20 protein-coding genes and 1 tRNA gene are annotated in these 22,092 nt (G+C 67.8%); 15 read left to right on the top strand and 6 right to left on the bottom strand.

All coding sequences use genetic code 11. The features are described 5' to 3' along the window. Positions 1–13 precede the first annotated feature (13 nt). Entirely contained in the window at positions 14–1,699 is a 1,686-nt protein-coding gene (locus IEY07_RS07125) for a threonine/serine exporter family protein (RefSeq protein WP_188894516.1), read from the top strand. On the opposite strand, the gene IEY07_RS07120 is transcribed toward IEY07_RS07125, so the two are convergent. Next, positions 1,654–2,769: a serine hydrolase domain-containing protein gene (locus IEY07_RS07120; RefSeq protein WP_188894515.1), complete on the bottom strand. Its 1,116-nt coding sequence runs from the start codon at positions 2,767–2,769 to the stop codon at positions 1,654–1,656. The genes IEY07_RS07125 and IEY07_RS07120 overlap by 46 nt on opposite strands. Before the next feature lie 44 nt (positions 2,770–2,813). Continuing rightward, on the bottom strand, positions 2,814–3,479 hold the full coding sequence (locus IEY07_RS07115; protein WP_188894514.1) for a DUF7691 family protein: 666 nt from the start codon (positions 3,477–3,479) through the stop codon (positions 2,814–2,816). A gap of 257 nt (positions 3,480–3,736) precedes the next feature. Between IEY07_RS07115 and IEY07_RS07110 the strand changes: the two genes are divergently transcribed. Then, a complete protein-coding gene (locus tag IEY07_RS07110; protein WP_188894513.1) occupies positions 3,737–4,852 on the top strand; it encodes an SdiA-regulated/phytase-like domain-containing protein in 1,116 nt (371 codons plus the stop codon). 7 nt (positions 4,853–4,859) lie between these two features. Here IEY07_RS07110 and serC read toward each other — a convergent pair whose 3' ends face one another. Next, a complete protein-coding gene (gene serC / locus IEY07_RS07105; protein WP_188894512.1) occupies positions 4,860–5,975 on the bottom strand; it encodes a phosphoserine transaminase in 1,116 nt (371 codons plus the stop codon). 38 nt (positions 5,976–6,013) lie between these two features. On the opposite strand from serC, the gene pdxH reads away from it, so the two are divergent. Continuing rightward, complete coding sequence (pdxH, locus tag IEY07_RS07100; protein ID WP_188894511.1) at positions 6,014–6,688, top strand: pyridoxamine 5'-phosphate oxidase; 675 nt, start codon at positions 6,014–6,016, stop codon at positions 6,686–6,688. An 18-nt stretch (positions 6,689–6,706) separates the two neighbouring features. On the opposite strand, the gene IEY07_RS07095 is transcribed toward pdxH, so the two are convergent. Both IEY07_RS07095 and IEY07_RS07090 read right to left on the bottom strand, forming a co-directional pair. Next, positions 6,707–7,339: an acVLRF1 family peptidyl-tRNA hydrolase gene (locus IEY07_RS07095; protein WP_188894510.1), complete on the bottom strand. Its 633-nt coding sequence runs from the start codon at positions 7,337–7,339 to the stop codon at positions 6,707–6,709. Between the two features lie 666 nt (positions 7,340–8,005). Next, positions 8,006–8,776: a DeoR/GlpR family DNA-binding transcription regulator gene (locus IEY07_RS07090; RefSeq protein ID WP_188894509.1), complete on the bottom strand. Its 771-nt coding sequence runs from the start codon at positions 8,774–8,776 to the stop codon at positions 8,006–8,008. 98 nt (positions 8,777–8,874) lie between these two features. On the opposite strand from IEY07_RS07090, the gene IEY07_RS07085 reads away from it, so the two are divergent. From IEY07_RS07085 to trxA, 7 genes are all read left to right on the top strand, one after another. Further along, positions 8,875–9,780 (top strand): SIS domain-containing protein, encoded by a 906-nt coding sequence (locus IEY07_RS07085; protein WP_188894508.1) that lies wholly within the window; start codon positions 8,875–8,877, stop codon positions 9,778–9,780. A 48-nt stretch (positions 9,781–9,828) separates the two neighbouring features. After that, on the top strand, positions 9,829–10,800 hold the full coding sequence (locus IEY07_RS07080; RefSeq protein WP_188894507.1) for an ROK family protein: 972 nt from the start codon (positions 9,829–9,831) through the stop codon (positions 10,798–10,800). A gap of 27 nt (positions 10,801–10,827) precedes the next feature. Then, on the top strand, positions 10,828–12,099 hold the full coding sequence (gene nagA / locus IEY07_RS07075) for an N-acetylglucosamine-6-phosphate deacetylase (protein WP_188894506.1): 1,272 nt from the start codon (positions 10,828–10,830) through the stop codon (positions 12,097–12,099). Beyond that, positions 12,096–12,956 (top strand): class II fructose-bisphosphate aldolase, encoded by an 861-nt coding sequence (locus IEY07_RS07070; protein WP_188894505.1) that lies wholly within the window; start codon positions 12,096–12,098, stop codon positions 12,954–12,956. Before nagA ends, IEY07_RS07070 begins: the two co-directional genes overlap by 4 nt. Before the next feature lie 80 nt (positions 12,957–13,036). After that, entirely contained in the window at positions 13,037–13,741 is a 705-nt protein-coding gene (locus IEY07_RS07065) for an iron-dependent transcriptional repressor DtxR (RefSeq protein WP_188894504.1), read from the top strand. A gap of 15 nt (positions 13,742–13,756) precedes the next feature. Then, on the top strand, positions 13,757–14,572 hold the full coding sequence (locus tag IEY07_RS07060) for a class I SAM-dependent methyltransferase (RefSeq protein ID WP_229669810.1): 816 nt from the start codon (positions 13,757–13,759) through the stop codon (positions 14,570–14,572). A 97-nt stretch (positions 14,573–14,669) separates the two neighbouring features. Next, positions 14,670–15,053: a thioredoxin gene (gene trxA / locus IEY07_RS07055; RefSeq protein WP_188894503.1), complete on the top strand. Its 384-nt coding sequence runs from the start codon at positions 14,670–14,672 to the stop codon at positions 15,051–15,053. Positions 15,054–15,129: 76 nt separating this feature from the next. On the opposite strand, the gene IEY07_RS07050 is transcribed toward trxA, so the two are convergent. Further along, a tRNA-Arg gene (locus IEY07_RS07050) sits at positions 15,130–15,202 on the bottom strand. Positions 15,203–15,323: 121 nt separating this feature from the next. On the opposite strand from IEY07_RS07050, the gene IEY07_RS07045 reads away from it, so the two are divergent. The 5 genes from IEY07_RS07045 (at position 15,324) to IEY07_RS07025 (ending at position 21,937) form a co-directional block, all read left to right on the top strand. After that, positions 15,324–15,914: a hypothetical protein gene (locus IEY07_RS07045; protein ID WP_188894502.1), complete on the top strand. Its 591-nt coding sequence runs from the start codon at positions 15,324–15,326 to the stop codon at positions 15,912–15,914. Between the two features lie 207 nt (positions 15,915–16,121). Beyond that, the gene (locus tag IEY07_RS07040) at positions 16,122–17,102 is read left to right on the top strand and encodes an ABC transporter permease (RefSeq protein ID WP_188894501.1); all 981 of its coding nucleotides are present in this window, start codon (positions 16,122–16,124) and stop codon (positions 17,100–17,102) included. Position 17,103: 1 nt separating this feature from the next. Further along, positions 17,104–18,033: an ABC transporter permease gene (locus IEY07_RS07035; protein WP_188894500.1), complete on the top strand. Its 930-nt coding sequence runs from the start codon at positions 17,104–17,106 to the stop codon at positions 18,031–18,033. Continuing rightward, the gene (locus tag IEY07_RS07030; protein ID WP_188894499.1) at positions 18,026–20,158 is read left to right on the top strand and encodes an ABC transporter ATP-binding protein; all 2,133 of its coding nucleotides are present in this window, start codon (positions 18,026–18,028) and stop codon (positions 20,156–20,158) included. Before IEY07_RS07035 ends, IEY07_RS07030 begins: the two co-directional genes overlap by 8 nt. 66 nt (positions 20,159–20,224) lie before the next feature. Beyond that, positions 20,225–21,937 (top strand): ABC transporter family substrate-binding protein, encoded by a 1,713-nt coding sequence (locus IEY07_RS07025; protein ID WP_188894498.1) that lies wholly within the window; start codon positions 20,225–20,227, stop codon positions 21,935–21,937. The last annotated feature ends 155 nt before the right edge of the window (positions 21,938–22,092 follow it).

The raw sequence follows: 22,092 nt of genomic DNA, 5'->3' as shown, positions 1-22,092 counted from the left end.
TTCTGGCCGGGCCATGCCAGAGAACCGCCGCCGGACCAGTTTGAGCCCGCGACGCGGGCTCAGGATCACCCTGCGCGGGCCCCGTGACCCTGCCAGCACGGCGGGCCAACGCCGCCGCCGGACGCACGCGGAGCTGTCGGACCGCTACATCCGACAAGTGCTCGACCTGACGATCCGGCTGGGCGAGGTGATGCTCTCGTCCGGGTCCGGCACGGCCGACGTCGTCGCCACGGCCCAGGACGTCGCTCAGGCGTTCCGGCTCACCGACTGCGTCGTGGACATCACGTTCACCACCATCATCGTCTCCGCCCAGACGTCGCCGGACAGCGATCCGGTCACGCTGGTGCGGGCGGTCCGCAACCGGGCGACGGACTACACCCGGCTGAGCGAGCTGGACGATCTCGTCCGGCGGATCACCGCCGGCGGCGTCACCCCCGACGAAGCCCATCAGGCGATGGACGAACTGACCCAACGGCCGCATCGCTATCCGCGGTGGCTGGCGACTCTCGGCTGGGCCGGCTTTGCGCTCGGGGTTGCGATGCTGCTCGGCGGCGGCTGGATCACCTGTGGACTCGCCGCCGCGACCACCGCAGCGATCGACCGGGTCGGCCGAGTCCTCAACCGGGTCAAGCTGCCCTTCTTCTTCCTGCAGGCCTCGGGTGCGGCGATCGCGACCGCGGTCGCCGTGGTGGCGTCCCGGATCACCGGCCAGTCGCCGGAGACCCTGATCGCCACCGGGATCGTCGTCCTGTTGTCCGGGCTGACCCTCGTCGCCGCGGTCCAGGACGCGCTGACCGGCTACATGGTGACCGCGACGGCACGGTTGGGCGACGTGATCTTCATGACCGCCGGCATCGTGGTCGGCATCGTCATCGTGCTCGAGTTGTCGACTCTGGTCGGTTACCGGGTCGCGGTCGACGTCGGCACCCCGACTCCGTACCGGACGCCCGACCAGCCACTGCCGATCGCAGTCGCGGTCTTCGGGGCGGCGCTGGCCGGATTGAGCCTGATGGTCGCCTGCTACGCGCCGTTGCGCTCGGTGCCCGCGGCGGCCATCGCCTCCGGTCTGGCCCAGCTGCTGGTCATCGGTTTCGGCCTGATCGGCTTCGGTCAGGTCGTGTCGAGCGGTCTGGCGGCAGTGGCCGTCGGCCTGGCGGCGACCCTGGTGTCGGTACGCCGCCGGGCGCCGGCGGTCGTCGTGGTGATGGCAGGGATCACGCCGTTGCTGCCCGGCCTCTCGGTCTTCCGGGCGGTGTTCGCCTCCGTCGAGTCCCGCGTCGACGACGGCCTGGGCCAGATGCTGGCGGCCACCGCGATCGCGCTCGCGTTGGGCGCCGGCGTCGTGATGGGGGAGTTCCTCAGCTCGCCGCTGCGACTCGGTGCGGGCTGGCTCGGCCGGCGGTTGCGGGTCGACGGGACGCCGGGCCTGCGCCGTGGCGTCGGCATCGCCGTCACGCTCCGGGCGACCGAACCGGTGACGACCGCCGACGAACCGCTGGCCGTGGCCGGCAGCCTTCCGCTGGTCCCGGTCGAGCCGGACGCGGTCGACGAGCTGGTCGCCCAGACCCAGCTGCGACCGCCGCAGGGCAGCCGGTCCGAGAGGGACAGCCGGGACGAGGACGACGAACCCCGGGTCCTGCCGGGCGTCGGCGATCAGGGCGGGCCGGACGTCCCGGGGTCCGGCGCCGCCGGCTCCTGACCGACCAGCCCGTCCAGCACCGACAGCCACAGCGTCTCCAGGTTGCGCGCCGGCCTCTCGGCATGCAGCCGATTGGTGACCATGACGATGACGGCGTCCTGGGTGGGCAGGACGGCGAACCCGACACCGGGAAAGCCGGTGTGCCCGATCGCCGGGCCGGCCGGCGTCGTCCAGTGCCGCAGTCCGAGTGCCTGGCCGGGATCCTGTCCGGGTGTCAGGAACCGTGCCGCCGTCGCGGAGCTCGCCGGCCCCGAGCCGGCGAGACTGTCCAACAGGCCCCGGCCGAAGCGGAGCAGGTCGCCGGCGGTGGTGAAGACACCGGCATGCCCGGCGACCGAACCGAAGGCATGGAAGCTGTTGCCGTCGTTGATCTCGCCGATGAGCGTGTGCTGCCGCCAGCCGGCGAAGTCGTCGACGGAGCCATCGACCGGATAGGGGACACCGGTGTCGATCATGGTCCGTTCGATCCGGTCGCCCGACGAGCTCGCGGCGACCGGAGCTCCGGGTACCGGAGTGCCGAAACTGGTGTGATCCAGGCCGTACGGACCGAACACCAGCTCTTGGGATGCCTTGTCCAGAACGAGATCCGTGACCTTCTCGACGACGGCTCCGAGCAGCATGAAACCAAGATCGGAATAGTGCCGGCCGGCTCGTCGCGGATAGCGGGCCGGCAGCGAGCTGATCAGATCCAACGCCTGATCATGATCACGGGCCCGCAGATACAGCGGCCACCATTCCCACAATCCGGCCTGGTGCTCCAGCAGATCGCCGACCGTGATCGGTGCCGGCAGCGTCCGGCCGACGATCGGCCCGACAAGATCATCGAGTGCGAGCCGCCGGGAGTCGACCAGCGCCATGATCGAGGCCGTCGTCGCGATGATCTTGGTCACCGAGCCGGCGTCGGTCCGGGTCCGGTCGGTGAACGGTTCCACCCGGCCGGGCAGCCGCACCGCATCGCCGTACGCGACGACCTGCTGCCGGTCGCCGATCGCGATGCCGAGCACCGCGCCGGGTGGCGGCTGGGTGCCGGGCTCCGCGGTCCGGCACAGGTCGGCTGCCAGCGCGGGCAATCGCGCGGACCAGTGCTCGTACGACAGCGGTCCCGCACCAGCCGTCAGGGTGCGCTCCAGAAGCCGATCAGATCCGGTGCCGGTCGGCCCTGGGTCTCAGCGATCCGGGTCCAGTGCGGGAAGCCGTCCAGCCAGTTGGCCAGACCGTAGGCGAGATCGCGGTGCCCGGGCTCTTCGATCCCGGGCAGCGCCTGCCGGTAGGACGCGGCCATCCACTCCGCCTCCTCGCCGGTGTGGTAGCCGACGAACAGCCCGGGTGGAAGCCTCAGCGGCAACTCGGTCGGGGTGTTGAGCACATGCCGTAGTCCGGCGGCCGCATTCACCCCGCCGCGGGCGAGCGCGAAGTCGAAGCTGTCCAGTTCGTCGCCGGCCAGCGGCACCCCGGTGCCACCCCAGCTGTTCTCCCGGATCAAGGTCTCCAGCACTCGCCAGGTTGCGATGCTGCGCTCGGCCGGTACGAACGCGCCGGTGATGATCCGCTCCAGATCCGCGGGCGTCGGGTCGTCGGGATCCAGCACCGGTGTACCGGGAACGCGGCGGAAGATCGGGCCGAGGCGGGACAACAGGCCCTGGCGGTCAGAGGCATGCGACGGGGCAGGAAGCAGTGCCGCGTGGCCCTGTCCACGGAGCCGTTCCGCCAGCTCGGCGTGGGCGCCGAACATGTCGCGCACCTCGTCGATCCCGATGGCGTACAGCCGAAGCTCGCCCATGGCCACCAACCTAACCGAGTGATCGGGACTGAGCTATAGGCTCGCCCTGTGAACACCCGGACGCGTCGCCTGATCGTGTCCGGGCTGCTGGTCCTGATGCTTCTGGTGGTGATCGGCGCGGCTGTCCTGCGGCAGCTGTAAGGCCGGGCCTGTACGCTGCGACGTCAAGTGCGCCGGAGTCGGGTCCGGCCCACTGTCGATCGAGGCAACGAGTGCTGCGCGCAGCCGGAGGGGAAACCGGGTCCATGAGTCGAGGGGTGACCGTCGCACCCGTGCGTGCCGGTGCCGGGCTCCTCGCGTGGTGGCTGCTGGTCCCGTTCGCGGTCGCCGCGCTGATGCTGCCAGGCACCGGACCCGCCGCGGCCGACCCCGCCACCGCGCAGGCGAAAAAGGCTTTCGCGATCAAGAGCCGGCTGGTCACTGCTTCCAGCGGGCTGACCCGCGATCCGGCGGACAACCTCTACTGGACAGTGAACGCCTCCGGCGACTCCGGCCGGGCGATCGCACTGGACGAGACCGGAGCGGTCCAGGGGTCGGTGAAATTCCGGGCCGACATCGTCGACGTCGAGGCGGTCCAGTATGCCGGCGGTGCGCTCTACGTCGCCGACATCGGCGACCGGACAGGCGACCGCGATCACGTCACGGTCTACGTCCTCTACGACCTCCAGCCCAACGACTCCACGGTCCGCTATCACGCCTACGACTTCCGCTATCCCGACGGCCCGCACGACGCCCAAACCCTGCTCATCTCGCCCTCCGGGCAGCTGTATCTGGTCACCGATCAGGCCAAGGGCGGTATCTACCAGGCGCCCGCGGAACCGTCCCGCAGCGACGTCAACACGCTGACACGGGTCGGCGACGCGCCACCGTACGTCACCGACGGGCAGTTCCTGGCCGACGGCCGGATCGCGCTGCGCAGCTACGTCGACGTGTCGGTGCTCGACCCGCAGCAGGACTACAAGGTCGTCGCCCGCGCGGCGACGCCTTACCAACCGCGTGGTGCGTCGTTGACCCAGAGCCTCGACGGCAGCACGTTGCTGGTCGGCAGCGGCGGTTCCGACTCGATCGTCTACCGGATGCCGGTTCCCGCCGCGCTCGGCTCCGCGCCGACGCCGGGTCCGTCGCCGCCGCCCAGCCCGGCCTCCTCGCCGTCGGCGGCAAAGTCACCGAGTGACTCGAAAACGGCCGCCAAGGCGTCGCCCTCCGACCAGGATCCCGGTGGCAGCACCGAGGCCGACCAGGACACCGACGTCGACGAGAATTCCCGTCCCGGCAGCTCCGGGACGATCGCGGCGCTGTTGATCGCGGCCGGCGTGGCGGTGGCGGCCGGAGTCGGCGTCCACCTGGCCCGCGGCCGGCACCAGCGACCTTGATGTCGGGTCAGCCCCGCCGTTCGAGCAGGTAGTCGAGGCACCGGGTCAGCGCGGTGATGTCGTCCGGATCCACGTTGACGAACATCCCGATCCGCAACTGGTTGCGGCCCAGGCTGCGGTACGGGTCGGTGTCCACGATCCCGTTGCGTCGCAGGGTGGTCGCCAGCCATGCCGCGTCGATGTCGTCGGCGAAATCGATGGTCCCGATCACCGGCGACCGCAGGGCGGGATCGGCGACGAACGGGGTCGGACCCTCGGTCGCCTCGGCCCAGGCGTAGAGCCGCTTGGACGATTCGGACGTCCTGGCCCCGGCGAAGGCCAGCCCGCCGCTGGTGTTCAGCCAGTCGAGCTGGTTGGCCAGCAGCAACAGGGTCGCCACCGCCGGGGTGTTGTAGGTCTGGTCCTTGACCGAATTGTCCACCGCTGTGGCCAGGCTCAGCGTCGGCGGGATCCACCGGTCGCTCGCCGCGATACGACGGACCCGGTCCAGCGCCGCGGGGGACAGCAGGGCGATCCACAGGCCGCCGTCGGAGCCGAGATTCTTCTGCGGCGCGAAGTAGTAGACATCGGTCTGGCTGATGTCGACCGGTACGCCACCGGCCGCCGACGTGCCGTCGATGACCGTCAGACCGTCGGCCGGAATCCTGCTGACCGGGGCGATGGCGCCGGTCGAGGTCTCGTTGTGGGCCCAGGCGTAGAGATCCACACCGTCGACCGGCTCCGGCAGGGCGATCGAGCCCATCGGCGCCGACGTCACCACCGGCTCCTGGAGGTAAGGGGCGGCCTTGGCGGCGGCAGCGAACTTCGCCGAGAATTCACCGAAGTTGCCGTGCGCGCTGCGCCGGTCGATCAGCGAACTGACGGCGATGTCCCAGAAGGTCGTCGAACCGCCGTTGCCCAGCACCACTTCGTAACCGTCGGGGAGGGCGTACAACTCCCGCAGCCCGGCGCGGATCCGGGCGACCAGATGCTTGACCGGGGCCTGCCGGTGCGAGGTGCCCAGCAGCGTACGACCTGCGGCGGCGAGCTCGTCCACGGCTTCGGGCCTGATCTTGGACGGGCCGGATCCGAAGCGCCCGTCGGCTGGGAGCAGGTCGGCGGGGATCACGAGATCGGCGGTCACGGAGGAGATTCTTGCATCCGGGCTGCGAGACTGGACAGATGAGCCACGACCTCGCCGCCGAACGCATTGACTACTCCGGTGTCCACCTGCTCGAGGACACCGCGCCCGCCGATCCGTACGCGTTGTTCGGCACCTGGCTGGACGATGCGTTCGCCGCCCGCGAGCGTGGCGTGCTGCCCGAGCCGACCGCTGTAGTGATCTCGACGGTCTCGCCGGACGGCCGCCCCAGTTCGCGGACCGTGCTGCTCAAGGGATTCGAGCCTTCGACCAGCGCAGGGCAGCGCGACGGTTTCACGATCTTCACCAACTACGACTCGCAGAAAGGCCGCGACCTGGCCGGTAACGCCGGCGTGGCCTTGCTCTTCGGCTGGTATCCGCTGCAGCGTCAGGTCAGGGTGGAGGGCACTGCGGCGAAGGTGCCGGCCGAGGAGTCGGACGCCTACTTCGCGACCCGGCCGCGGGGATCGCAACTGGGGGCCTGGGCGTCGGCGCAGTCCTCTGAGGTCGATTCACTGCAGCGGCTGCAGGCCGACTATGCCGAGGCGGAGCGCCGGTTCGACGGTGTCGACGTGCCCCGTCCTGATCATTGGGGCGGCTATCGGATCAGCCCGGAGACGATCGAGTTCTGGCAGGGGCAGCCGAGCCGGATGCATGATCGGCTTCGCTACCGCCGCACCGGCGATGGCTGGATGATCCGTCGGCTGGCACCGTGACGGCCGCGCCCAACCGTCCTAGGCAAGATCATTGAGCTCGATCTGTACGGCCAGGAACTGGTCAGGAAACGCTTCCAGGACACGCAATCGCGGATCTTCGGCAGGATAGATCCTCGGCAGGAGCAGGTTCCTGACATCCTGAAGTCGCCGCTCGGAGAGGGTTGCCTCGACGCCGGCCCGATCACCGCCACCGGCAACCGCGGCAAGATCATCGACGACCGGGAGCAGAACGGCGACGACGGCCTCGGTCGCCTTCTCGTACAACTGCTTGGCCTGGTTGCCGCGGCGCCGGGCGTAGCGCTGCTGGGACCATCCGCCCGCCTTGGTCTGGCTCTGCACGTAGGACGAGCCGACCTTGGAGTTGATCAGTGTGGTGGCCTCGAAGACGCCGACGGCGAAGCCGCCACGCCGGACCAGTACCGCGCCGATCCGGCGATCGACCAGCACGTGCTCGACGAGCCGGTCAGTCGGTGATCGGTCGCCGGCGGGCAGCAGTCCGAACGGGACACCGATCCGGGCCTCGGCACCGTCGGCCGCGGTGACGATCACAACACCGTCGTCGGCGCGGGCCGAGCAGTCAGGATGCCGGGTGGCGAAGTTGTCCAGCCACCGGCCGAGCCGGTCCCGTCCGACGGTGATCATCCGGCTCATGGTGACAAGCCTAGAGCGATGGCAGCCTGGGCCCGGACGTGCGAAACCCGCGAGCTGTGCTTCGGTCTCAACCGCTCACTTCAGGAGAGCGGGCCTCGTGGGAGGTGAGAGATCCGAAGGCCGGGGGACAAATCCGGCACTCGCGGGTTCGGGTGTTGGCTTTGGATTAGCCGGCCGCTGCACGGCCAGTGATCCAGACCAGCTGAATCAAGTCCAAGGGCGGCTAGCTAGCCACCACCTCACAAGTCCGTAAGTCATTCATTGATCGGACCACCTCCTTTCCGTGTGTCTCCACGGTAGGTCGCCGGAACTTCAATGGTCAACGGGTTTCCAGCTTTTGGGCATGCGTGTCGTCCGTCACCGCTCAGTCGCCCGGTCGCGGTCGCCCGGTCGCGGTCGCCCGGTCGCGGTCGCCCGGTCGCGGTCACCTGGTTCGGGTCGCGGGTCGGCGTCCGGCCGCGCGAGCCCGAAAGTCGCGACTACTCGACTTTCGCGCCAAGGCACGCAGAAGCCAAGGCACGCAGAACTCGTGTTGTCGCGAGTTGTGGGGTCGTCGGGGGGTCGTACGGGCCTGGGAACTCGTGTTGTCGCGAGTTTGCGGTGCCGGCCCCGGTGCGTCTGGTCGGACCGGGGTGCGTACGGGGCCGGGTGCGTACGGGCTGGGCGTCAGCAGACGATGACGTCGACGCCGTGGTCGCGGACCCGGGCGATCTGCTCGGGGTCGGCATCGGCGTCGGTCAGCACGGTCGAGACCTCGCTGAGCTGGCAGATCCGGGAGAAGCCGACCTCGCCGAATTTGGAGGCGTCGGCGACCACGACCGCGCGCTTGGACCGGGTCACCATGATCCGGTTGATGGCCGACTCGTCCTCGTCGTCGGTGGTGACGCCTTCGACGGCCTCGACGCCGGTCGCGCCGAGGAAGCAGATGTCGGGGGTGAGCTGGCTCAACGTCTCGGAGGCGAGCGGGCCGACCAGCTCGTAGCTCTGTGGCCGGGCCACGCCACCGCAGACGACGATCTTGATGAACGGCCGGACCGTCATCTCGGTGGCGATGTTGATGGCGTTGGTGACGATCGTGATGCCGTTGTGCAGTGGTGCCGAGGTCGGTATCGTCCGAGCGATCTCGACCGTTGTGGTGCCGCCGTTCATGGCAACCGTGCAGCCCGGCCAGAGCATCCCGACCGCACGTTCGGCGATCCGCGTCTTGGCCTCCGCCCGGTTGCTGGACTTGTAGCGCAGCGGCAGGTCGTAGCTGGTGGAATTGGGCACCGCACCGCCGTGGGTCCTGGACAGCAGTTGCTGGTCGGCGAGGTGGTCCAGATCTCGGCGGATGGTGGCCGCGGAGACGCCGAAGAAGTGAGCTGATTGCTCGACGTCGATCCGCCCCTGCTCGACCAGACGCTCGAGCAGGGCGGTCAACCGTTCGGCTCTGGTCATCGCGCCTACTCTCGCCCGGTACGTTGACAGCATGATATGTTCATATCTGCTTGTTTGACTACCCAAACAAGCACAATTCGGACAAACCGGAGGCTGTAGTGGTCACACCCGCCCAAGCTGCGCCGGGAGCATTCGTCACCGCGGAGATCGCCTCGCAGCCCGAGGTTTGGGCACGTGCGATCGATCTCGCCGGAACCGTCGCCGGCCAGTTGCCCAAGCCGGGCGAACGCGTCGCCTTCGTCGGCTGCGGGACGTCCTGGTTCGTCAGCCAGGTGATCGCGACCTGGCGGGAGGTGGCCGGGCTGGGGGAGTCCGACGCCTTCACCGCGACCGAGGTGCCGCTGCACCGGGCCTATGACCGGATCGTGACCATCACCCGATCCGGTACGACCACCGAGGTCGTCGAACTGCTGGCGTCGGTCCGTGGGCGGATCCCGACCCTGACCCTGACAGCCGTGCCGGACACCCCGGTTGCCGACGTGGCCGACAGCCTGGTCGACCTGTCCTTCGCCGACGAGGAGTCGGTGGTGCAGACCCGATTCGCGACGACGGTGATGATGCTCTTCCGCCAGGCGCTGGGACTGGTGCCCGCCGGCATCCTCGAGTCCTGCGGCGTCGCGACGACGGCCGAGCTTCCGGCGGCCCACGTGGCCGCTGACCAGGTCAGCTTCCTCGGTACCGGATGGACCATCGGCATCGCCAACGAGGCGGCGCTGAAATTCCGCGAGACCTCCTCGAGCTGGGCCGAGTCCTATTCGGCGATGGAATACCGTCACGGGCCGATCAGCATCGCTCAGCCGGGCCGGCTGACCTGGATGTTCGGCGACGCACCGGTCGGACTGGCCGGGCAGGTCGCCGCGACCGGAGCGGAATTCGTCGACCACGACCTGGATCCGCTGGTTGATCTGGTGCTGGCCCAACGGGTCGCCGTCGCCCGGGCGCTGTTGCTTGGCGTCGACCCGGACCAGCCGAGGAATCTGACCCGCTCGGTCGTGCTGTCCTGAGCCGGACCGGTTGTCGGCACTGGAATTGATCATGGAATCCTGGTGAACGTGGAATCGGATGCTCAGGAGCTGGTGGCTGCGGTCGATCTCGGCGGCACCTTCACCAAACTGGGGTTGATCGCCCCCGACGGCGCCGTCCGCGCCGAGACCCGGGTTCCGACCCGGCTGACCGCCTTCACCGACGGTGACGGCGGCCGGGGCACGGTCGAGTGGCTGGGCGAGGAGATCAGTGCCTTCGCCGCGGCCGAGGCCGAGGCGATCGGGGTCCGTACGGTCGGTTTCGGGGTCGTGGTGCCGGGCATCGTCGATTCCGCCAGCGGCGTGGTGATCTCCGCGGCGAACATCGGCTGGACCGGGGGAGTCGAGCTCGGGGACCCGCTGCAGGCCCGGCTGGGGCTGCCCGGTGGCATCGGGCACGACGTCCGGACCGGCGGACTGGCCGAGTGGCAGCTGGGCTCCGGTCGCGGTCTGACCAATCTGCTCTTCGTGCCGCTGGGAACCGGTATCGCCGCCGCCGTGATCGTCGACGGTCGACTGCTGGAGGCCGACGGCTATGCCGGTGAACTCGGGCACGTGCAGGTGCCGTCCGCGGGCGACCAGCAGTGCGCGTGCGGTCAGGTCGGTTGCCTGGAGATCGTCGCGGGCGCGTCCGGGGTGGTCCGCAACTATCGTCGGCTGGCCGGAGCGACTCCCGGTGACGAACCCGTCGCCGCCGAGGAGATCGCGACCCGCGCACGGGCCGGTCAACCGGAGGCACTCGGCGCCTTCGAGATCGCCGGTACGGCGCTGTCCGAGGCCTTTGTCATCGCGCTGACGTTGTTCGGCCCCGAGGCGATCGTGGTCGGCGGCGGATTGTCCGGCGCGGCCGACCTGCTCTTCCCGATCATCGATCAGGAATTCGACCACCGGCTGACCTTCCAACGCCGGCCGAAGCTGCTGACGTCCTCTTTCGGCAGCCGCGCCGGTCTGGTGGGTGCCGGACTGCTCGGCTGGCGGAGCGTCACCGCCGAGGCGCAGTGATCACGCCATGATCAACAGGGAGGTGCCATGACGACCCACCGGTTGCGATGCAGCCATCTCGTCACCGCCGACGGCCTGCTCACCGACGCCATCGTGATCATCGATCAGGACCGGATCACCGCCGTCCGGTCCTTCGATCCGGAAGACCAGTTCGCGTTGGGTGAGAGCACCCCGATCGAGGTGATCGACGGCTGGGTGGTGCCGGGGTTCGTGGACACCCACACCCATGGCGGTGGCGGATTCGATCTTGCGACCACGTCGGTCGACGACGCCCGGGCTGTGATCGACTTCGCCCGTCGGCACGGCACGACCAGTCTGTTCGCCAGCCTGGTTACCGCTCCGATCGAGACTCTGCAAGATCAACTCCGGGCCCTCGCACCGCTCGTCGACACCGGGGAGCTGGCCGGGATCCACATCGAAGGACCCTTTCTCTCGTACGGGAAACGCGGCGCCCACACCCCGGAGCTGCTCCGCGATCCCGATCCGGAGAGTGTCGAAGCGCTGCTGGCCGCTGCCGACGGCAGGCTGTCCATGATCACCATCGCGCCCGAGCTGCCCGGTGCGCTGGATGCGATCGCCCGCTTCGCCGCCGCCGGGGTCGCGGTGGCCGTCGGGCACACCGAGGGCGACGACAGAGTCACCCGCGCCGCGCTGGACGCCGGTGCCAGCGTCGCCACGCACCTCTTCAACGGCATGCCGCCGATCCACCATCGCGAGCCCGGCCCGGTGCCGGTGCTGCTCACCGACGACCGGGTGCTTGTCGAGCTGGTCTGCGACGGCGTCCACCTGCACCCGGAAGTGATCAGGATGGCGGTCGATGCTGCCGGCCCGGACCGGGTCGGGCTGATCACCGACGCGATGATCGCGACCGGGGTCGCCGAGGGGGACTACAACCTCGGTGGGCTCGAGGTGGTGGTTGCCGACGGGGTCGCCCGGTTGCGGACCGAGGACGGCAGTCAGGGCTCGATCGCCGGGTCGACGCTGACGACCGCCGGAGCCTTCGCCTTCTGCGTCCAGCAGGTCGGCCTGTCGGTGCCGGAGGTCGCACAGATGGCAGCCGGTACGCCCGCGCTGCGCCACGGGTTGACCGACGTCGGCGCCATCGCGGCCGGACGGCGGGCCGATCTGGCGGTTGTCGACGACCGGGGCAACCTGCAACGACTGATGTACGCCGGCACCTGGCAGACCGGCCACCAAGATCAGACCGGCCACCAAGATCAGACCGGCCACCAGGATCAGACCGGCCACCAAGATCAGACCGGGCAGGATCAGACCGGGCAGGATCGGGAGGACGCATGACCCTGGCCAGGCTGACCGATCTGCTCGGCCCTGCGGTGGCGGACCATCGTGGCGTGGGAGCCTTCAACGTCTTCAGTATCGAGCACGCCGAGGCCCACGTCGCGGGCGCCGAACGGGCCGGGATACCGGTGGTGCTGCAGATCTCGGAGAACGCGGTCAAGTACCACCACGGACTGGAACCGATCGCGCTGGCCACGCTGTCGATCGCGCGCAGCGCCAGCGTCCCCGTCGTCGTCCATCTCGACCACGCCACTGACGACGAGCTGGTCGACCAGGCGATCGGCCTGCGCTTCGGCGAAATGGGGTTCGGCTCGGTGATGTATGACGCCTCCGGGCTGGATTACGACGCCAACGTCGCGGCCACGGCGGCCGTGGTGGCCCGCGGGCATGCCGCCGGGCTGGACGTCGAGGCCGAGTTGGGCGAGGTCGGCGGCAAGGACGGTGTGCACGCGCCCGGCGCCCGGACCGACCCGGCCGACGCGGCCCGGTTCGTCGCGGCGACCAGTGTGGACGCGCTGGCGGTCGCGGTCGGATCGTCGCACGCGATGACCACTCGGACGGCCCGTCTGGACCTGGAGCTGATCACCGCACTGCGGGATGCCGTCGGAGTACCGCTGGTGCTGCACGGGTCGTCCGGGGTGCCCGACGACGAGATCGTCCGGGCCGTCGCGGCGGGAATGACCAAGGTCAACATCGCCACCCACCTCAACGTGGTCTTCACCGGAGTCGTACGCGACCTGTTGACCGGTGATCCGAAGCTGGCCGACAGCCGCAAATACCTCGGTCCCGCGCGGGATGCCGTCGCTGCGGAGGTGGCGCGGCTGCTGGGGGTGCTAGCCGGTCGCCCGATCGACTAATCTTGCATCGTTCCAGATTGTGGGTCCTGCTGGGTGGCCCGAGGCGGGGCGTGTGAGGGTGACGGAGGTAGGGAGACGACGTGCGGGATCTGATCGACACCACCGAGATGTATCTGAAGACGATCTACGAGCTCGAGGAGGAGGGCATCGTCCCGCTCCGGGCTCGGATCGCCGAGCGGCTGCATCACAGCGGCCCGACCGTCTCCCAGACAGTTGCCCGGATGGAGCGCGACGGTCTGTTGCACGTCGAGGGTGACCGGCATCTGGAGTTGAGCGATCTCGGGCGCCAGCGCGCGACCCGGGTGATGCGCAAGCACCGGCTGGCCGAGCGGTTGCTGACCGACGTGATCGGCCTGGAATGGGAACTGGTCCACGACGAGGCCTGCCGCTGGGAGCACGTGATCTCCGAGGAGGTCGAGGAGCACCTGGTCACTCTCCTCAAGGCCCCCGTCGACTCGCCCTACGGCAACCCGATCCCCGGTCTGGGCGAGCTCGGAGTGACTCGCGAGATCGACGGATTCCGGACCGGGAACGAGCCACTGGTCGACGTCGTCGATGCCGCGACCGGTAGCGTACGGGTGAAGCTCCTCCGGATCGGCGAGGAACTGCAGAAGGATGTCGAACTGATGGCGGACCTGCGCAACGCGGGAGTGGTGCCGGGCACCGAGATCCAGGCCGGATCGGGTGGACCGGGCACCTCGGCAATACGCCTCGACCTGGACAACGGCACCGGCTGCGACCTGGACCGTACGGCGGCGGTGCATCTGTTCGTCAGCAAGGTCTGACCGATCGCGGTGCCGGTGACCAACGACAACAACGGGACCGTCCCACCCGACCAGGTGCCCGATGAGAGCGGTGCCGGGTGGGCGGACTACCTGGCCGAATTCCACAACCAGCGACCTGGTGCGGTCGAGGCGGTGCTGTCCCAGGCCGCGGCCGGGGACACCACGCCCTACCGCTGGCTCGCGCGGGCGATCCCGCCCCGGGTGCGGACGGTGCTCGACCTGGCCTGTGGCTCAGGTGCGGTCTCCCGGGAGCTGGCCAGTGCCGACCGGATGGTGATCGGCATCGATCTCTCCGAGGCCGAGCTCGACCTGGCCTCCCAGCGCGGTCCAGGACCCTGGGTGCGCGGCGACATCCGTCGGCTGCCGTTCGCCGACAGCTCGGTCGACGCGGTGACCGCCTCGCTCGGGCTGGTGGTGACTCCGGAACTGTCCCAGGTGCTGTCCGAGGTCGCTCGGGTGCTCAAACCGGGCGGCGTTCTGGCCGCGATCGCCCCGGCCCTGCGCGGTATCGCTCCCCGTGACTTGCGGGTGCTCGGCCGGCTGACGGCCCGGCTGCGGACCAGGCCGCAGTTCCCCGGTGCGGTCGAGCTCGCCGGCTTCAAACGCAGCCTCAGCGAGGCGGGGTTGCGGCGGGTCGAGGACGGCCGCGAGCGGTACGGCTTCTGGGTCACCTCCCGGGCCGATGCCGAAACCGTGATGAAGGCGCTCTACCTGCCGGAGACCCGATGGTCCCGGGTCGAGTCGGCGATCGAACACCTGGAGGACCGGATCGCCAAGCACGGCCCGGTCGAATTGGCGATCCCGATGCGCCGGGTGGTCGCGATCAAGTAGGGATCCGGGCCATGGGCAGGGTAGTGGAATAGGCATCACCCCGGCAGGCGTTACGCCAGCGACACCGAACAGCCGAGACAGCATACGAGGAGCACAGATGGCAACGGTCGAAATCACCGCCGAGACATTCGAGAAGACGATCGCCGACAACGACATCGTGCTGGTCGACTTCTGGGCCGATTGGTGCGGTCCGTGCAAGATGTTCGCGCCGGTCTTCGACAAGTCGTCGGAGGAACACGGCGACGTCGTGCACGCGAAGCTCGACACCGACGCCAACCAGCAGTTGGCGGGTGCGCTGGGCATCCAGGGGATCCCGACGCTGATGGCGTTCCGCGAGGGGGTGCTGGTCTTCAACCAGGCCGGTGCGCTGCCCGCCAAGTCGCTGGAAGAGGTCGTGACCGCGGTCAAGGGTCTCGACATGGAAGAGGTGCACGCCCAGGTCGCCGCCATGAAGGCCGAGGACGAGAGCGCGGCCAGCTGAGCTCGCGGAGCTCCACGGATAGCACCACGAGAAAAGGGACCGGCCAGCGGCCGGTCCCTTTCGCGTCGTCGCCGAGCGCCCTCGGTGCGATTCGAACGCACGACCTACCGCTTAGGAGGCGGTTGCTCTATCCCCTGAGCTACGAGGGCAGGGCCGGGGAGATTCCGGTGCCGCCCCATCTTGTCACAGCCTGAGCCGTTGACCGGACCGCAAAGGGTCGCGGCCGCGCCGATGAGTGGTTCGGCACGTACGGCGGCTAGATTGCTCCGTATGGGAGGACAGGTCACCGTACGCAGCGGTGGCAATGTCGCCGTCGCGATCGCCGTCTGGCTGTTCTGCCTGGTGGCCCTGGTCGACGGCATCTGGCGGGGCTCGGCGACCTACATCTTCCACGACGTGATCCTGGTTGCGGCCGCTGCGGTGGCCGCCTGGATGGTCTTCTTCCGGCCGCGGGTGATCGTCTCCGACGACGGGCTGCGGGTGATCAACCTGCTGCGCAGCTACGAGATCCCCTTCGCCAGCCTCGTCGACTGGCGAGTCGGAGGCGTCCTGCAGTTGGACGTCCGGGCGGACGGGGACCGGATCCGCAAAGTGACGAGCTGGGGCGCGCCTGGGGTCCGCAAACAGCGGCCGGCGCTCTCCTCGGTCATGGGACGCAATCGCTTCGGCGCCATTCCCGGACAGACTCCTACTGCAACTGCCGACCTCAGATCCGTCACAGAACTGGCGATCGAACACCGAGAGCGCGAATGGCGCCGGACACATAGATCCGCTGAGGATGCTGTTGCGGAAGTGACCTGGAACTGGCTACCGGGTGCAGTTGTGGTTACGCTGATCGTCGTCCGTGTTGCAGTTGGGTAACATGACGCCGACCGCGCGGATCGCGGGATAAGATTCCCCGCATTGTGGGCGGCAGAGGGGTCAACTGTGCCGTCCATCTGTACGGTCGGGGCCGCCTCGGAAACGGCACTCGGCGTCGGGATCGAAAGGGTAAGTACGCCAATGGATCGCAGGGTGGTTAAGTCGTGCTCGCCAGCGGGCGACAGATCGAGAGGCTGACGTACCAGCGTGCTCGCCTATCTGGTCCGACGGATCATCAACTACCTCATTCTCACGATCATCGCGACGTTACTGGCGTACATCCTCGCCAGCTACACGCTGAATCCTGAGGCGCGGTATCTGGGTCGTAACCCACCGCTCAATCAGAACTCGATCCACAACATCCTCGCCGGCCTCGGCCAGGATCCGTCCGTCCCCGTTATCCAGCGGGCGCTGACGTGGTTCGGCAATATCATTTTCCACGGCGACTTCGGCATGATGTACAACAATCAGCCGGTGCTGCATTCGATCATCGTTCGCTCTGGAATCAGCCTCCAACTACTCATTGTCGGGACAATTCTGGGCGCATTTCTGGGCGTCGTCCTCGGCGTCTGGGGAGCGGTGCGGCAATACCGCGCCAGCGACCAGATCGTCACCGCACTGTCATTCCTGGTGCTGGCGACGCCGGCGTTCGTCCTCGGCGTTCTGTTGATGATCACTGCGACCCGCTTCAATGCGGCGGTCGGACACCAGGTGATCAGTTTCACCGGTCAATACACCCCGGGCTTGAGCGGGACCGGACGAATCCTCGCCGACCGGGTCAGCCATCTGGTGCTGCCCAGCATCGCGTTGATCATGACCGGTGCCGCCAGCTATTCGCGCTACCAGCGCAGCGTGATGCTCGACGTGCTGGCCAGCGATTTCATCCGTACGGCCCGGTCCAAGGGCCGGCGCCGCGGATCGGCGATGATCCGTCACGGCGTCCGGGTCGCGCTGATCCCGATGTCCACCTTCTTCGCCTACAACTTCGGCCTGCTGGTCACCGGATCCACCTTCCTGGAGACGGTCTTCAGCTGGCACGGCATGGGGGAGCTGGCGCTGACCTCGATCACCAACCACGACATCAACGGCGTCTCCGGCTCCATCTGCTATGTCGCCGTCCTGATCCTGATCGCCTCAACGTTGTCGGAAGTCCTGTACGCAGCCCTCGATCCGAGAGTGAGGGTGTGAGATGACAACCCAGCAAGTCGACGAACTCGGGATCGACCTCACCGGGCCCGAGCAGGCCACCACCGAGCGCGGCGGTCACGCCAGCCGGGGGATGCTGGTCTGGCTGCGGATGCGCAAGTCGCCGCGTTTCTGGATCGGCATCGGAATCGTCGGTCTGATGGCGCTGTGGGCGATCTTCGGCCCGCTGTTCTACCCGTGGAAGCCCAACGTCCAGGACCTCTTCAACACCGGGTCACCGCCTTCGGCCGATCACTGGCTGGGCACCGACGCGGTCGGCAACGACATGTACGCCCTGGTGATGGCCGGTCTGCGCACGTCGTTGATCATCGGCCTGATCGCCGGACCGGCGGCCACCCTGATCGCAGCCATCGTCGGATCGCTGGCGGGCTATCTCGGTGGCCGGGTCGACGCGGTGATCAGCTGGTTCATCAACCTGATGCTGGTGATCCCGAGCTTCTTCATCCTGATCATGATCACTCCGGTGCTCAACCATCTGATCATCCCGGGACTGATCTTCTTCATCGCCGGCTTCGGCTGGATGGTGATGGGTCAGGTCGTCCGCGGCCAGGCGCGCTCGCTGCGACAGCGCGATTTCGTCCGCGCGGCTCGCTACATGGGGATCGGCACTTTCGAAATCATCCGCCGGCACATCATCCCGAGCATGGCGTCGCTGTTGATCATCGATGCCACCCTCGGTGTGGTCGGCGCGGTGCTGAGTGAGACAGCATTGTCCTACTTCGGCTTCGGCATCCAGCCGCCGAGGACCTCGATCGGCACCCTGCTCGCCGACAACACGCAGGCGGCAACGACGCAGCCGTGGATGTTCCTGTCCCCTGCCATCGTTCTGGTTGTGCTGCTGTTCGGCGTCAGCCTGATCGGCGAGGCCCTGCGGGACGCGCTGGATCCGACGTCAGGAGCAGCTCGTGACTGAGCTCGATACGACAACCGAACAAGGCGCTCGTCGCGTCACTCGCAACACCTCCGGGGTGCCGTTGCTGCAGGTGGACAATCTGTCGGTCGACTTCCCGGCCCCGCACCAGCCGGGTGGCGTGGTGCACGCGGTCCGCGGTATCAGCTACCAGGTCCACGAGGGCGAGTTCCTCGGCATCGTGGGCGAATCCGGTTCCGGCAAGTCCGTCTCCTCGATGGGCGTGATCGGGCTGCTGCCGTCGTCGGCGCGGGTCCGGGGGAGCATCAAATTCCGCGGCGAGGAGCTGGTCGGCAAGAGCGACGCGTCGATGTCGTCGCTGCGCGGCCGGGAGATCGCGATGATCTTCCAGGATCCGCTGTCGGCGCTCACCCCGGTCTACAACATCGGCTGGCAGCTGACCGAAGGACTGAAACTCCACGATCGGGGTCTGACCGATCGGGCCGCCCAGGCCAGAGCCGTCGAACTGCTGCGGATCGTCGGCATCCCGTCGCCGGAGCGTCGGCTGCTGTCCTTCCCGCACGAATTCTCCGGCGGCATGCGGCAGCGCGTGATGATCGCCATCGCGATCGCCAACGATCCCAACCTGATCATCGCCGACGAGCCGACGACCGCTCTCGACGTGACCATCCAGGCCCAGATCCTCGAGGTGCTGCAGAAGGCCCGGGAGATCACCGGTGCGGCCGTGGTGTTGATCACCCACGACCTCGGTGTGGTCGCCGGCAACGCCGACCGGGTCGCGGTGATGTATGCCGGCAAGCTCGTCGAGACCGGCGGCGTGGACGACATCTTCTACCACCCGGCGATGCCCTACACCGCCGGCCTGCTGCGCTCGGTGCCCAACATGCAGACCGCCGGGAACCAGCGGCTGGTCCCGCTGGAAGGCAATCCGCCGTCGCTGTCCAATCTCCCGCCGGGTTGCCCGTTCGAGCCCCGATGCCCGGCAGCGATCGACGCCTGCCGGACTGCCGAGCCGGAGTTGCTGCCGGTCGCCGGAGCGGACACGGCCGACCGGGCCGCAGCCTGCATCCGGTCCGATGAGATCGTCAGTGGCCGGCTGCCGGTGTCGGAGATCTTCCCGCGTCCTGAAGCCCAGGAGATCAAGCGGTCCCGTGGCGCGGAGCCGGTGATCAAGGTCCACGATCTGGTCAAGCACTTCCCGCTGACCAAGGGTGCGGTCTTCCGTCGCCGGGTCGGCACGGTCAAGGCAGTCGACGGGGTCAGCTTCGAGCTGGCACCGGGCGAGGTGCTCGGTCTGGTGGGCGAGTCCGGCTGCGGTAAGTCGACCACGGTGATGGAGATCCTGGAGCTGGCCAAGCCCCAGTCCGGGGCGGTGGAGATCAACGGAGTCGATGTCTCCGAGTTGTCCAACAAGGACCGCCTGGCGCTGCGCAAGGAGATCCAGGTCGTCTTCCAGGATCCGATGGCGGCCATCGATCCGCGGTTCACGGTCCGCGACATCGTCGCGGAGCCGATGCGGGTGCACAACGTGCCGGAGCGGCAGCAGTCCCACAAGGTCGCCGAGATGCTCGAGCTGGTCGGCCTCGACCCGGCCACGGCATCGCGGTACCCGCACGAATTCTCCGGCGGCCAGCGGCAGCGCATCGAGATCGCGCGGGCGTTGACCACCGATCCGAAGATCCTGGTCCTTGACGAGCCGGTGTCGGCACTGGACGTTTCGATCCAGGCCGGCGTCATCAACCTGCTCGAGGATCTGCGAGAACGCCTCAGTTTGTCCTACCTGTTCGTCGCCCACGATCTTGCGGTGGTGCGTCAGGTTGCTGACAAGCTGGCGGTGATGTATCTGGGCAGGATCGTCGAATACGGCGAGGCGGCGAAGATCTTCGCCGAGCCCAAGCATCCGTACACCAAGGCGTTGATGTCAGCCGTCCCGATTCCCGACCCCGAGGTCGAGCGGAATCGGCGACGGATTCTGTTGGAAGGTGATCTCCCGAGCCCGGTCGAGGACTTCGTCGGGTGTCGGTTTGCGGGTCGATGCCCGCTCTATCTGCAGCTCGGGGAGGAGCAGCAGAAAAGGTGTCATGCAGAGGATCCACAGCTGCACGATGCGGGCGGTACGTCCGCGGCGTGTCACTACACCGATCAGCACCGACTGATCAGCGGGTGATCGCCCGTGTTGACATCTGATTCAGGATTGGCCGCCAGGCGGGCCACCTTACGAAAGGGAACAACCATGAAAGCAAGAAGGGCAACGCTTGCGGCTACCGCCGCGATCTTTGCGCTGTCCGCTGCGGCCTGTGGATCAAATTCCACGAGTCCGGGGGACCAGCACGCGTCCAACGAGCCGAAGGTCGGCAGCACCGCTTCGGCGGGCCTGCCCACCACCGACTACACCAAGCTGGCCTACGACCAGGTCAAGAAGGGTGGGACGCTGACCCTGGCCATCGGCCAGCTGCCGAACAACTGGAACAACAACACCGCCGACGGACAGCTGGCGGACACCTCCAGCATCCAGGGCCCGCTGGTCGGCAGCGGCATCAACTGGGCGGCCGATGGCAGCTGGAAGCTGAACACGGACTACGCCACGTCCATCAAGGTCACCAGCGACAGCCCGACCACGGTTGACGTGCAGATCAACCCGAAGGCGGTCTGGAGCGACGGCAAGCCGATCACCGCCGCGGACATGATCTCCTACTGGAAGGCCCAGAACGGGTCCAACAAGAAGTTCAACGTCGCGGGCACCACCTGCTTCGAGGACATCAAGGACGTCAAGCAGGTCGGCAGCGACACCCGGCACTACACCGTCACCTTCGACAGTGCCTACGCCGAATGGCAGGCCTGCGTGTGGCCTGACCTGCCGAAGGCCGCGACGGCGACGCCGGCGGACTACAACACCGCCTACAAGACCAAGATGTACCCCGGTGACGGCCCGTACGTCGTGGACAGCATCGACCAGAACGGTGGCGTGATCACCGAGGTGCCGAACCCGAAGTGGTGGGGTCGTGCTCCGAAGCTGGACAAGATCGTCTTCCGGGTGATCGACCAGGCCGGCCTCGGCCAGGCCTTCGCCAACGGTGAGGTCAACTACATCGACACCGGCGCCCAGCTCGATGTCATGAAGCAGGCCCAGTCGAAGTCTGGTGCGATCGTCGAGCGGACCGGTGGCACCACCTACACCCAGCTGACGCTGAACGCGCAGAGCGGGCCGTTGAAGGACGAGAACGTCCGGCAGGCGATCTTCTACGCGATCAACCGCCAGCAGTTCGCCTCGGTCACCCAGAAGGGTCTGGGCGTCCCGCCGGTCACCGTCGGCAGCAACATCCTGCTGCCGGGGCAGAAGGGCTACGTCAACACCGAGGACCAGCTGTACCCGTACAGCAAGGACAAGGCCCAGGCCGCGCTCAAGGCCGCCGGTTACACCATCACCGGTGGCAAGGCGATGAAGGGTGGCAAGCAGCTCGAGCTGAGCGTCGTCACGCCTGCTGAGACCCCGACCAACAACCAGCGTGCCCAGCTCATCCAGAACTACCTGGGCCAGGTCGGCATCAAGGTAGACATCAAGAACGTGCCGTCGGACAAGTACTTCTCGGACTACGTGGTCACCGGTCCGAACAAGAACTTCGAGATGACCTCGTTCTCGTGGGTCGGTTCGGCGCTGCCGATCTCGGGCAGCAAGTCGCTGTTCACCCCGGCCAACTCCGGTCAGAACTACTACGGCATTTCCACCGATGAGATCGGCACCCTCTACAAGAAGGCCAGCGAGACGCTCGATCAGAACGCGCGGATCCAGATCTTCCACCAGATCGACAACGCGATCTACAAGGAGGCCGTGATGGTCACCTTCACCGCGACTCCCGTGATCGGCGTTGCTGATCCGACCGTGGTGAACTTCGGCGCGGCCCAGTTCGAGACCACCGACTGGACCCAGGTCGGCTTCAAGGGCTGATTCGCCCCCGATAGAAGTATCGATATTGCATCGATAGCCGGTCGAACATAAGTCAGGAGAGCCGGTTCACGTCCGAGGACGTGAACCGGCTCTTTTGTATTTCGGCGATAGATGGCGACGGATTCGCTCTCAATCCGGTAAATATCCTTGCCGAA

Source organism: Microlunatus endophyticus (assembly GCF_014646195.1).
In the GTDB taxonomy this organism is placed as follows: Bacteria; Actinomycetota; Actinomycetes; order Propionibacteriales; family Propionibacteriaceae; genus Microlunatus; species Microlunatus endophyticus.
The sequence above is the reverse complement of the archived record's forward strand: the minus strand, read 5'-3'. Positions and strand labels throughout refer to the sequence as shown.